Annotated in this window: 13 protein-coding genes; all 13 read left to right on the top strand. The window is 73.0% G+C overall.

Translation table 11 applies throughout. The annotated features are described in order from the left end of the window. Window positions 1–229: 229 nt before the first annotated feature. The gene (locus JD78_RS00540) at window positions 230–1,399 is read left to right on the top strand and encodes a flagellin N-terminal helical domain-containing protein (protein ID WP_166520882.1); all 1,170 of its coding nucleotides are present in this window, start codon (window positions 230–232) and stop codon (window positions 1,397–1,399) included. A 98-nt stretch (window positions 1,400–1,497) separates the two neighbouring features. After that, complete coding sequence (fliD, locus tag JD78_RS00535; RefSeq protein ID WP_153361092.1) at window positions 1,498–2,913, top strand: flagellar filament capping protein FliD; 1,416 nt, start codon at window positions 1,498–1,500, stop codon at window positions 2,911–2,913. A 37-nt stretch (window positions 2,914–2,950) separates the two neighbouring features. After that, entirely contained in the window at window positions 2,951–3,337 is a 387-nt protein-coding gene (gene fliS, locus JD78_RS00530) for a flagellar export chaperone FliS (protein ID WP_153361091.1), read from the top strand. Continuing rightward, window positions 3,334–3,720 carry a hypothetical protein gene (locus JD78_RS00525; protein ID WP_153361090.1) on the top strand — a complete coding sequence of 129 codons (387 nt, stop codon included), beginning with the start codon at window positions 3,334–3,336 and terminating at the stop codon, window positions 3,718–3,720. The genes fliS and JD78_RS00525 overlap by 4 nt, the downstream gene beginning before the upstream one ends. A 306-nt stretch (window positions 3,721–4,026) precedes the next feature. Continuing rightward, window positions 4,027–4,374, top strand: coding sequence for a flagellar basal body rod protein FlgB (gene flgB, locus JD78_RS00520; RefSeq protein WP_208103935.1), 348 nt, complete (start codon window positions 4,027–4,029; stop codon window positions 4,372–4,374). After that, window positions 4,374–4,778, top strand: coding sequence for a flagellar basal body rod protein FlgC (locus JD78_RS00515; protein WP_153361089.1), 405 nt, complete (start codon window positions 4,374–4,376; stop codon window positions 4,776–4,778). Before flgB ends, JD78_RS00515 begins: the two co-directional genes overlap by 1 nt. 2 nt (window positions 4,779–4,780) lie before the next feature. After that, window positions 4,781–5,122, top strand: a complete 342-nt coding sequence (fliE, locus tag JD78_RS00510) for a flagellar hook-basal body complex protein FliE (protein ID WP_208103934.1) — start codon at window positions 4,781–4,783, stop codon at window positions 5,120–5,122. Next, window positions 5,122–6,675, top strand: coding sequence for a flagellar basal-body MS-ring/collar protein FliF (gene fliF / locus JD78_RS00505; protein WP_153361088.1), 1,554 nt, complete (start codon window positions 5,122–5,124; stop codon window positions 6,673–6,675). The genes fliE and fliF overlap by 1 nt, the downstream gene beginning before the upstream one ends. 100 nt (window positions 6,676–6,775) lie before the next feature. After that, window positions 6,776–7,849 carry a flagellar motor switch protein FliG gene (gene fliG, locus JD78_RS00500; RefSeq protein ID WP_208103933.1) on the top strand — a complete coding sequence of 358 codons (1,074 nt, stop codon included), beginning with the start codon at window positions 6,776–6,778 and terminating at the stop codon, window positions 7,847–7,849. After that, on the top strand, window positions 7,827–8,804 hold the full coding sequence (locus JD78_RS00495) for a FliH/SctL family protein (RefSeq protein ID WP_153361087.1): 978 nt from the start codon (window positions 7,827–7,829) through the stop codon (window positions 8,802–8,804). Before fliG ends, JD78_RS00495 begins: the two co-directional genes overlap by 23 nt. Continuing rightward, window positions 8,801–10,114: a FliI/YscN family ATPase gene (locus JD78_RS00490; RefSeq protein WP_153361086.1), complete on the top strand. Its 1,314-nt coding sequence runs from the start codon at window positions 8,801–8,803 to the stop codon at window positions 10,112–10,114. The genes JD78_RS00495 and JD78_RS00490 overlap by 4 nt, the downstream gene beginning before the upstream one ends. Continuing rightward, window positions 10,111–10,575 carry a flagellar export protein FliJ gene (locus tag JD78_RS00485; protein WP_153361085.1) on the top strand — a complete coding sequence of 155 codons (465 nt, stop codon included), beginning with the start codon at window positions 10,111–10,113 and terminating at the stop codon, window positions 10,573–10,575. Before JD78_RS00490 ends, JD78_RS00485 begins: the two co-directional genes overlap by 4 nt. Next, window positions 10,563–11,519 carry an NlpC/P60 family protein gene (locus JD78_RS00480; protein ID WP_153361084.1) on the top strand — a complete coding sequence of 319 codons (957 nt, stop codon included), beginning with the start codon at window positions 10,563–10,565 and terminating at the stop codon, window positions 11,517–11,519. The genes JD78_RS00485 and JD78_RS00480 overlap by 13 nt, the downstream gene beginning before the upstream one ends. The last annotated feature ends 136 nt before the right edge of the window (window positions 11,520–11,655 follow it).

Raw genomic sequence — 11,655 nt, 5'->3', positions numbered from 1 at the left:
CCACCCGCACCACCTGAGCACCACCCGGTGAGGGGGGAGGCGTGACCTCCCCCCTCACCGGCGCACCGGGGCACCTGCCGGCCAACGCTGGACGCTCTCCCTGGTACCGCCGCGAGATGGTCGACGTTTCGGGTCAAGAACCCGTTGCCACCCGCCGATCCCGGTAAGGCAACACCCCGCAGCACGGATGCAGCGGAGTACCCGAAACCCACGTCCACGGAGGAACACCATGGGTCTGAGCGTCAACAACAACATCGCGGCGATGAACTCGTACCGCAACCTGTCGGTCACCGACACCCAGATGAGCAAGTCGCTGGAGAAGCTCTCCTCCGGCTTCCGCATCAACCGCGCCGCCGACGACGCCGCCGGCCTGGCCATCTCCGAGGGCCTGCGCTCGCAGATCGGTGGCCTGAAGATGGCCGTCCGCAACACCCAGGACGGCATCTCGGTCGTGCAGACCGCTGAAGGTGCGCTCACCGAGACGCACTCGATCCTGCAGCGCATGCGCGACCTGTCGGTGCAGGCGTCCAACGAGGGCTCGCTGAACGGCGACGCCAAGAAGAACATCCAGTCCGAGATCTCCCAGCTCAAGAGCGAGCTGGACCGGATCGCGACCACGACGAACTTCAACGGCAAGCAGCTGCTGGACGGCAACTACAACACCACCTTCCAGGTCGGTGCCAACGCCGGGGAGACCATCGGCGTCAGCATCGCGACCGCCATGGGCGCCCAGGGCCTGGGCGTCCAGAACGTGGACGTCTCGGCCGCGGGTACGGCCACCACCGGCACGCAGACCACGAACGCCGCGGCCAGCACCGCCTCGGTGTCCACCGTCGGTGCGGCGAACGACTACACCACCGCTGCCGGGTTCGACGGCCTCAACGGGTCGATCTCCTACAACGGCAAGAGCGTGGACCTGGCCTCGGTCAAGTTCACCTCGGCCGACACCGCCGGCGACAAGCTCACCAAGGTGCAGTCGGCGCTGGACGCCACCTTCGGCACCGGTGCGGTCACCGCCGGGGCCACCGCCACCGGCCTGACCTTCACCGGCACGGCCCCCGGCGCCACCCCGACCGCCCAGCAGCTGGCCGACGCGGAGGTCACCTTCACCGCCGCCTCGGGCGCTTCCGAGGCGATCGGCCTGCTCGACGACGCCATCAAGATCGTGAGCACCACCCGCGCCGACCTGGGTGCCATCCAGAACCGGTTCGAGCACACGATCAACAACCTCAACGTCGCCGTCGAGAACCTGTCGGCGTCCGAGAGCCGGATCCGCGACACCGACATGGCCCAGGAGATGACCAACTTCACCCGCACGCAGATCCTGACCCAGGCCGGCACCGCGATGCTGGCCCAGGCCAACCAGGCCCCGCAGGGCATCCTGAAGCTGCTGGGCTGATCCACCCGCACCACCTGAGCACCACCCGGTGAGGGGGGAGGCCCCCGGGCCTCCCCCCTCACTGCTCCACCCCCACCCCGAGACCGGAGGACCCCCGCATGGCAGGCATGAGCCTGAGCACCGGCCTGATCTCCGGGATGGACACCGGCACCTTGATCAGCCAGCTCATGCAGGTCGAGGCGAACCCGCAGACCCTGCTGAAGCAGAAGCTCTCCGCCGTCCAGGCCGACGCCGCCAGTTACCGGGCCATGAACACCCGGTTCGACGCGCTGCGCTCCGCCGCCGCGGCCCTGCAGACCGACGCCGCCTGGGGCGCCACCAAGGTGGCCAGCTCCAGCACCACGGTCACGGTGAGCGCGGGCAGCACCGCGGTGGCCGGCAGCGAGGTCTCCTTCTCCGTCACCCAGCTGGCCGCCACGCACGCCGTCGTCAGCGGGGCGACGTGGGCCTCGGCCGGCGACCCGGCCGCCAGCCCGCAGCAGGCCTGGCCGCTGACGATAACCCGGGACGGCACGACGGTCGGGACGGTCGACGTCCCCGCCGGCGCGACGCTCACCGAGGCGGTCGCGGCGATCAACGCGAGGTCCGCCGAGCTCGGCGTCAAGGCCTCGGTCATCCAGGTCGCCCAGGGCGACGTTCGGCTCCAGCTGACCGCCGCCACCGGTGGCGCCGCGGGCGTCTTCGACGTGATCCCACCCGGCGGCGGCACCTCGGCGGCCTTCGTCCTCACCCAGCAAGGGCGCAACGCCGAGCTCGACCTCGGCGGCGGCCTGGTCGCCTCCTCGGCCACCAACACCTTCACCGACCTGGTCCCCGGCGTGACCCTGACCGTCACCAAGGCCGATCCCTTCACGCCCGTGAGCGTCACGGTGACCGACGACCCCTCGGCCGCCGCTGCGAAGGTGCAGAGCCTGGTCGACGCGGCGAACGGACTGCTGGAGTCGATCGCCTCCTACACCGACCCGAAGAGCAGCACGGCGATCCTCAAGGGCGACAGCACGCTGCGCGGACTCACCAGCCAGGTCCTCAGCACGATCTCCGCGGGGATCGGCGGCACCTCGGCCTCCTCCGTCGGCATCCAGCTGACCCGGGACGGCACGCTGACGTTCGACAAGGCGGTCTTCACCACCGCGCTCGCGGACGACCCGGCGAAGGTCCGCACCTTCCTCACCGAGAAGACGATCGTCAGCCCGGGCGCCGACGGGATCAGCGGCAACGCCGACGACGTCACCACCCCGGTCGGGCTGGTCGCGAAGCTCGAAGCGCTGGCCAAGGGTGCCTCCGACACGACGACCGGGTCGCTGACCCTGCTGGCGAAGGGCAGCGACACCACCGCCCGGGACCTGCAGGACCGGATCGCCAACTGGGACATCCGGCTGGCACTGCGCAAGCAGACGCTGACCCGTCAGTTCACCGCGATGGAGACGGCGCTGGGCACCCTGCAGAACCAGTCCTCGTGGTTGGCCTCGCAGATCGCCGGTCTCCCATCCTGGTCCAAGTCCGCCAAGTCCTGACCCCGCCGATCCGCGAACGACCTGGAGCATCTTCCCGATGAGCACCGCTTCCCTCCGCGCCCGCTACCTCGGCGACACGGTCACCACCGCCTCCCCGCAGCGCCTGCTGGTGATGCTGTACGACCGGCTCGCCCTGGACCTCGAGCGCGGCCACGCCGCACTGGAGAACGGCGACCGGCAGGCGGCGCAGGAACAGCTGCAGCACGGCCAGGACATCGTCTTCAGCCTGCTGGAGAGCCTGCAGGTCGACGCGTGGGAGGGCGCCCCGCGGCTGGCCGCCCTCTACAACTGGCTGATCGCCGAGCTCGGCCAGGCCGCCGTCAAGGGCGACCTGCGCCGGGTGGGCGACTGCCGCAAGGTCGTCGAGCCACTGCGGGACGCCTGGCGGGAGGCCGCGGCCTCCCTGGCGTCGGCACCCGCATGATCGGCGCCCGGTCGGGGGACGGCCCCGCCCGCAACCGGGTCGGCGACTTCCCCGCGCTGGTGGAGCAGGCCCGCACCTGGCCGGCGGTCCTCGACGCGCTCGAGGGCGACGTGCACGACGCCGAGGAGACCCTCGCCCGTGGCCGGGCCGAGGAGATCGCGGCCTGGGGGCGGCGGTCCACGGACTGGATCCCGCCGAGCAACCTGGGCCCGGTCCCCGACGACCTGCGCGAGCGCGCCGCCCGGCTGCTGCAGCACCAGCTGGCCGTGGCCGAGGCGCTCGTCGAGCGGATCACCCAGTCGCAGAAGCAGCGCGACGTCGCCGCCCGGATGAGCTACGCACCGTCACGACCGGTGGCCTCCTTCATCGACCGGGCCCTCTGAGGCGATTCCCTCCCACCCAGCCCGCCGCATCCCACCCAGCCCGTCCCCTCCCACGCGCCACCCCCGTCCCCCGGGACAGAAGCGGCCACTTCTGTTCCGGGGGACGTGTGCGTTGTGTGACTGACGGTGCACGAACGGGTGCACGTGGTCATGTGGCCGGCCCGTACTGCCGATGACTGCAGTGCACGGAATGCACCACCTCGCCATGGATCGGCGGCCCCTCCCCACGCGCGCAGGCTCACCTGTGCGCGCGACCCGCCGTACCCGGAGGTATCTCGTGCTCCGTCGCTCCACGCTGGGCGTCCGGTGATCACCGACTCGACCATGACGGCCCTGCACGCCTCGCTCACCGGCCTGCAGCAGCGCTCGCGGGTGACCGCCGACAACATCGCCAACGTCCAGACGCCGGGCTACCTCGCCGGCCGGGTCGACTTCGAGTCCACCCTGCGCAGCGAGATCGCCAACGGGGAGGCCGCCCGGGTCGGGCAGGGCTCCGTGACCCGGTCGATGGACCCCACCCGGATGGACGGCAACAACGTCAACCTGGACACCGAGACGGTGATCGCCCAGGAGACCGGGCTGCGCTACCAGCTGGCCATCAACGCCCTCGACGGCAAGTACGCGCTGCTGCGTTCTGCCCTGCGGACGCAGTGATGAGCGTCTTCGACACGCTGCGCATCGGCGGTTCCTCGCTGTTCGTCCACCGCAAGTGGATGGACGCGGTCGCGGACAACATGGCCAACATCAACACCGTCCGCCCGGCCGGCGAGGACGCCTTCCAGGAACGCATGATCGTCGCCGAGGCCGTGCAGTACGGCTCCGGCGAGGGCGGCGTGCGGGTGGCCCGCACCGAGCTCGGCAGCGCCGAGGGCCGGCTGGTCTACGAGCCGGACAACGCGATGGCCGACGCCGACGGCTACGTGCGCTACCCCGACATCGACCTGGGTGAGCAGATGACCCAGCTGCTGATGGCCCAGCGCGGCTACCAGGCCAACCTGGCCACCATCGAGCGCGCCACCTCGGCCTACCAGCAGGCCCTGCAGCTCGGGAAGGGCTGACCGTGACCTCCCCCATCGCCCCCATCTCCTTCGGCATGCCCACCGCCGGGGTCACCGGCGTGCAGGACCTCACCGGCACCGCCGGCATCGCCTCGGCCGCCGCCGTCCCGTCGACCAACGGGGCCGGCGGGTTCGCCGCCGTGCTGACCGGTGCCGTGGACAACCTGCAGGCCGTGCAGTCGACCGCGGACTCCCTCGCCCTGCAGGCCGCCACCGGCGACCTGCAGGACGCCCACGACTACATGATCGCCAGCACTGAGGCCCGGCTGGCCACCGACACCGTGGTGACCCTGAAGAACTCCGCGGTGGCCGCCTTCACCGAGATCATGAGGATGCAGATCTGATGCCCGCCGCTCTCGCCGGCCCGCTCGACCGGGTCCGTTCGACGCTGTCGACGATCAGCCTCGGCCAGAAGATCGTCATCGGTCTGCTGCTGGCCGGGCTCCTCCTCGGGGGCTTCGTCTTCACCCGCTGGGTCACCGCCTCGACCATGTCGCCGCTGTTCAGCAACCTGTCCTCCGCCGACGCCTCGGCGATCGTGGAGGAGCTCAACGCGCAGGGCGCGGCCTACGAGCTGGCCGACGGCGGCGGCACGATCATGGTCGCGCAGGACAAGGTGTACGACCTGCGGCTGGCGATGAGCGGCGCGGGCCTGCCGGCCGGCAACGAGACCGGCTACGCCCTGCTCGACGAGCAGGGCATCACCACCAGCGAGTTCCAGCAGCAGATCTCCTACCAGCGGGCGCTGGAGGGCGAGCTGTCCAGCACGCTGAAGTCCATCAGCGGCGTGCGCACCGCGGTTGTGCACGTCGCGCTGCCCAAGGACGAGGTGTTCGCCACCGACGAGGGCGAGCCGACCGCCTCGGTCCTGCTGGACCTCAAGCCCGGCACCACGCTGTCGGGTGAGCAGATCCAGGCCGTCACCCACCTGGTCTCCTCCAGCGTCCAGGGCATGGCCCCCGAGGGGGTGACCGTCGCCGACGCCAACGGCTCGGTGCTCTCGGCCGCCGGCGAGGTCACGGGCGCCGGGGGCGACGCGCGGACCGAGATGGAGCAGACCTACGAGGCCCGGCTGGCCGACAACGCCCAGCAGATCCTCAACACCGTCGCGGGCCCCGGGAAGGCCGTGGTCAAGGTCCGCGCCGACCTGGACTTCTCCAAGCGCGACTCCACCACCGAGAGCTACCAGTACAACGAGGGCACCCCGGCGCTGTCGGAGTCGACGACCACGGAGAACTACACCGGCACCGGCGGTGCGGTCGGTGGCGTGCTGGGTGCGGAGGACCTCGCGGTGAACGGCCAGGGTGAGTCGACCTACGAGAAGGAATCGACCACCTCGAACAACGCCGTGGACAAGACCGTGGAGACCATCACCGGCTCCCCCGGCACGGTCAACCGGCTCACCGTCTCGGTGGTCATGGACGCCGGCATCGCCGTCGACCAGGCCGCCGTGCAGCAGCTGGTCGGCAACGCCGTCGGCCTGGACGTCGCCCGCGGCGACGCGATCACCGTCGCCGCGATGCCCTTCGACACCACCGCCGCCGACCAGGCGGCCGCGGACCTCGCCGCCGCGGAGGAGGCCGAGAAGACCGCCGCCATGTGGTCGATGATCAAGACCGGCGGCATCGCGCTCGGCATCGCGCTCCTGGTGCTCGTCGTCTGGCTCCGCTCCCGCCGCAACCGCGAGGAGTACGAGGAGTACGACGACGAGGTCGACGCGCTGGAGCAGGCCCGGATCCAGGTCGAGAGCATCCGCGACCCCGAGCTCGACGACCAGCAGGCCCGGCTGGAGTCCGCGCAGCGGGAGAAGGTCCGCGGCGAGATCTCCGAGATGGTCAGCGACCGCCCGGACGAGGTCGCCACCATGCTGCGCGGCTGGTTCGCCGAGTCCAAGTGACCCACCTCCCGGGCCCCGTCGCACACCGACGGGGCCCGGGACTGCCGATGACGGGAGCGGACGCCACGCCGGCGTCCGAGAGCACCGGGGAGATCCGACAGTGAGCATCGCGAGCGTGGAGCAGATGGCGGGCATGCCGCCGGCCGTCCGGACCAAGGCGCCGGTCGCCCGCACGGACATGCCCGGCATCCGCAAGGCGGCGCTCTTTCTGGCCCAGCTGACCAAGGAGGAGGCCGGCACGATCCTCGCCCAGCTGCGGCCCTCGGAGGTCGAGCAGCTGACCAGCGAGCTGATGCGCCTGGACAAGGTGAGCGGCTCGGACGTCGACGACGTGCTGAGCGAGTTCCACGGCCTGATGATGGCCCGCCGGTTCGTCGGCACCGGCGGCGTCGACTTCGCCCGCGAGGTGCTCGCCGCCGGTCTGGGCGAGGAGAAGGCCGACGGCATCCTGTCCCGGCTCAACGTCGTCTACACCGAGCTGCCCTTCGCCTCGCTGCGCAACAGCGACGTGCGCCAGCTGGTCACCTTCCTCAAGGACGAGCACCCCCAGGTCATCGCCCTGGTGCTGGCCCACCTGCCGGCCCCGCAGTCGGCCGAGGTGCTCTCGGGCTTCCCGCCGGACCAGCAGGCCGACGTCGCCTACCGGATCGCGATGATGGACCGCACCGCCCCGGAGATGGTCCGGATGGTCGAGGAGGAGCTCGGCCGCCGGATGGGCTCGCTGCTGGCCTACCAGGACATGGCCACCGTCGGCGGCGTGGACACCCTGGTCGAGATCATCAACCGCTCCCCCCGCCCGACCGAGCGCTCCATCCTCGAGTGGCTGGACAACAGCGACCCCGAGCTCGCCGAGCGGATCCGCTCGCAGATGTTCGTCTTCGAGGACATCGTCACCATCGACGACCGGTCGCTGCAGCTGGTGCTGCGCGACGTGGAGGCCAACGACCTGGCCACGGCGCTCAAGGGCGTCAAGCAGGACGTCCGGGACAAGGTGGTCCGCAACCTCTCCGAGCGCGCCGGCGAGAACCTGCTCGAGGAGATGGAGCTGCTCGGCCCGGTCCGCCAGCGCACCGTCGAGGAGTCGCAGGCCAAGGTCGTCGCGGTCATCCGCACGCTGGAGGAGCAGGGCGTGCTGACCATCGCGCGGGGCGGTGAGGACGATTTCGTCGCCTGACGCCCCGTCCGGATCGCGCGAGTCGCTGCTGCTGCGCGGCTCGTCGGCGGCCGACGCCGTCCCCTACCAGCGCACCGGCGACGGCGCGCCGTGGGGACGCCGCGCGCGCGACCAGCGGGGGACCACTCCCCCGGTGGTGCCCGCGCCGGCCGCACCGGTGGACCCCCTGCCGGTCGGCTCCCTGCCGGCCGTACCGCCGGCAGCTGCCGCGACCGTGCACGCGGCGGTCGACGCCGCCGTCGGGCGGTCCCAGGCGGCCGCCCCTCCCGTCGACCCCCGCCTCCCGCTGACCGGCGACCCGGCGCAGGCCCGCCCGTGGGCGCCGGCCGTCACCCCGGTCGACACCGTCGCCCAGCAGACCGCGGCCCGCACCGGCCCGCGCCTGGGCGAGGTCTACGCCGAGCAGCTCGCCCGGCTGCGCGAGGAGGCCCGCCGCGAGGGCTGGGCCGCCGGGCACGCCGAGGGCCTGGTCGCCGCCGAGCAGGTGGTCGCCGCCGCCGAACGCGCGGCCGAGGAGCGGCTGGCCGACGTGCAGTCCCGCTGGGAGCGCCGGCTGGCCTCGGCCACCGCGGCGATGGGCGCGGCCGTCGAGCGGCTGGACGCCACGGCCGCCCCGGTGGTCGACGAGCTCCGGGACTCCGTGCTGGACGCCGTCGTGACGCTGGTCGGTGACCTCCTCGCCCGCGAGGTGGCCACCGCCGACGCCGCCGGGCTGGACGCGATGCGCCGCGCGCTGACCCTGTGCCCGGACGACGTGCCCGTCGTCGTCCGGCTGCACCCCGACGACCTCGCCGAGGTGCCCCCGGCCGCGCTGGCCGACCTGCCCCCGTCGGTCCGGGTCATCGGCGACCCCGGCGTCGAACGGGCCGGCGCTCTCGCCGAGGCCGGCACCCTGCGGGTGGACGCCCAGCTCGGCGCGGCCTTCGAACGGGTCCGCTCGGTGCTGCGCTCGTGACCGTGCTCACCGGGGGGTTGCTCGCCCGTGCGCGCGGCGCCGCCGGCCCGGAGCTCTCCGGCGTCGTGACCGGCGCGATGGGCCTGACCCTCAGCGTCGAGGGCGTGCCCGCCGCCGTCGGTGACCTGGTGGAGGTCAGCTCCGGCCGGCGTCCCCTGCTGGCCGAGGTGGTCGCGGTGCAGCGGGAACGGATGACCTGCATGCCGCTGGGCGACCTCTCCGGCGTGCGCGCCGGCGCCCGGGTCCGCCCGACCGGGCGGCCGCTGCAGGTGCCGGTCGGCGAGGCCCTGCTGGGCCGGGTGCTCGACGGGCTGGGCCGACCGATGGACGGCGGTCCCCCGTTGGGCTCGCTGGTGTCCTGGGTCGACCTGACCAGCGAGACGCCGAACGCGCTCACCCGGGAACGGGTGCGCCGGCCACTGGCCACCGGGGTGCGGGCGCTGGACACCATGGTCCCGGCCGGCCGCGGTCAGCGACTGGGCATCTTCGCCGGCTCGGGTGTCGGCAAGTCCACGCTGCTGTCCCAGATCACCCGGGGCACCGACGCCGACATCCGGGTGATCGGGCTGATCGGCGAACGTGGCCGCGAGGTGCGGGAGTTCATCGAGGAGGACCTCGGCCCCGAGGGCCTGGCGAACAGCGTCGTCGTGGTCGCCACCTCCGACGAACCACCGCTGGTGCGGCTGAAGGCGGCCTTCGTCGCCACCCGGATCGCCGAGGCCTTCCGCGACCAGGGCCGCGACGTGCTGCTGATGATGGACTCGATCACCCGCACCGCGATGGCGCAGCGCGAGGTCGGCCTCTCCGCCGGCGAGCCGCCGGCCACGCGCGGGTACCCGCCGAGCGTCTTCGCGATGCTGCCGAAGCTGCTGGAGAAGGCCGGCACCAGCACCACCGGCTCGATCACCGGGCTGTACACCGTGCTGGTCGACGGCGACGACCACAACGAGCCGATCGCCGACACCGCGCGCTCCATCCTCGACGGGCACGTCGTGCTCAGCCGCCGGCTGGCCACCGCCGGCCACTTCCCGGCGATCGACGTGCTCGAGTCGATCTCCCGGGTGGCCACCGCGGTCGTGCCGCCGCCGCAGATGACCGACGCGCGCGAACTGCGCCGGATGCTGGGGGCGCTGCGCGACGTCCGGGAACTGATCGAGATCGGCGCCTACCAGACCGGCACCGACCCGCTGGTCGACCGGGCCCGGCGGCTGCTGCCCGACATCGACGCGTTCCTCCGCCAGGCCACGTCGGACTCCACGCCGCCCCCTGAGGCGTGGGCCCGGCTGCACGGCCTCGTGTCCGCGGCGTGAAGCAGCCCGCCTTCCGGCTGGAGCCGGTGCTGCGGCTGCGCCGCACCGAGGAGCGCGCCGCCGCGCTGGCCGCGGCCGCCGCCGCCCGTGAGGCGGCCGACGCCGCCCGCCGGGCCGAGGAGGACGCCCTGGCGCTGCAGGCCCGCCGGCCGCCCTCGGCCGTCTCCGGGGCCTCCTTCGTCGCCGCGATGGTCGCATCGTCGGCCGCGGCTGCCGATGTGTCAGCTGCACGGGCGCTCGCCGTCGCCCACGCGGAACAGGCCGAACTGGTCCGGGCCCGCTGGACGGCGGCGGCCCAGCGCACCAAGGGCCTGGAGAAACTGCGCGAGCGGCACCTGGAAGCCGCCCGCACCGCCGCCGAGGCGGCTGCCGAACGCGCGGTCGACGACCTGGTGACCGGCCGGTACACGACGGAGCACCACATGACGGGGACGACGGAGGAGGAGACGTGGAGGGACTGACCGCGGTGCACAGCCGGATCAGCGAGATCCACTCCCGCTTCCTGCGCACCCCGCCCACGCAGGAGGCCGCGTGGTCCAGCGCCGCCTCGGCAGCCGGCCTCACCGGGAGCGCGGCGACGGCGTCGACCGGGCTCGGTGGCTTCGCGGCCACCGCCACCGGCGCGGAGGTCGTGGGCGCGGCGCAGAAGTACCTCGGAGTGCCCTACCGCTGGGGCGGCACCGACCCGAAGAGCGGGCTGGACTGCTCCGGGTTCACCCAGCGCGTCTACGCCGACCTCGGCGTCAGCATCCCCCGCACCTCCTCGCAGCAGGCCACCGCCGGCCGCCCGGTCGCCTCGCTCGCCGAGGCCCGACCCGGTGACCTGGTGTTCTTCGACAACACCAGCAGCCGGCCGGGCATCGACCACGTCGGGCTCTACATCGGTGGCGGCAAGATGATCGCCGCCCCGCAGGAGGGCGACGTCGTCAAGGTGCAGGACGTCGGCAACCCGACGGTGATCCGCCGCGTGCTGCCCGACGGCGCCGCGTCCGCCCCCGCCGCGGCCACGGGCGGTGGCGGTCTGGGCGGCGTCCCGTACGCCGACCTGTTCCGCACCGCGGGCAGCCGGCACGGCGTCGACCCGGCCGTGCTGGCCGCGATGGCGAAGACCGAGTCGAACTTCCGCACCACGGCGGTCTCCCCCGCCGGTGCGCGGGGGCTCATGCAGTTCATGCCGGCCACCGCCCGCAGCCTCGGCGTCGACCCGGGTGACCCGGCGTCCGCCATCGACGGCGCCGCCCGGTACCTGGCGAGCCTGACCGAGCAGTTCGGCTCCACGGAGCTGGCGCTCGCCGCCTACAACGCGGGCCCCGGCACGGTGCAGCGCGCCGGGGGCATCCCGCCGATCAGCGAGACCCGGTCCTACGTCCAGAAGGTGACCAGCGCCGCGGAGGCCTACCGATGACAGCGCCCATGTCCGCCCTGCCGATGACCCCGGCGGCCAGTCGCCCGGGCGGCGGCGGGAGCTCGACCACCGGCTCGGCCGACCAGGCAGCCGGCTTCGCCAGCGCCCTGGACGACGCCCTGCACGGCGCCGGGAA

The sequence above is a fragment of the Modestobacter roseus genome, assembly GCF_007994135.1.
Lineage (GTDB): Bacteria > Actinomycetota > Actinomycetes > Mycobacteriales > Geodermatophilaceae > Modestobacter > Modestobacter roseus.
This window is presented reverse-complemented; position numbering and strand designations above follow the sequence as displayed.

Bases quoted from the DNA above. Each gene is read 5' to 3' on its own strand.
- JD78_RS00540 (WP_166520882.1), top strand. From the start codon at position 230: ATGGGTCTGAGCGTCAACAACAACATCGCGGCGATGAACTCGTACCGC.
- fliD (WP_153361092.1), top strand. From the start codon at position 1,498: ATGGCAGGCATGAGCCTGAGCACCGGCCTGATCTCCGGGATGGACACC.
- fliS (WP_153361091.1), top strand. From the start codon at position 2,951: ATGAGCACCGCTTCCCTCCGCGCCCGCTACCTCGGCGACACGGTCACC.
- JD78_RS00525 (WP_153361090.1), top strand. From the start codon at position 3,334: ATGATCGGCGCCCGGTCGGGGGACGGCCCCGCCCGCAACCGGGTCGGC.
- JD78_RS00515 (WP_153361089.1), top strand. From the start codon at position 4,374: ATGAGCGTCTTCGACACGCTGCGCATCGGCGGTTCCTCGCTGTTCGTC.
- fliF (WP_153361088.1), top strand. From the start codon at position 5,122: ATGCCCGCCGCTCTCGCCGGCCCGCTCGACCGGGTCCGTTCGACGCTG.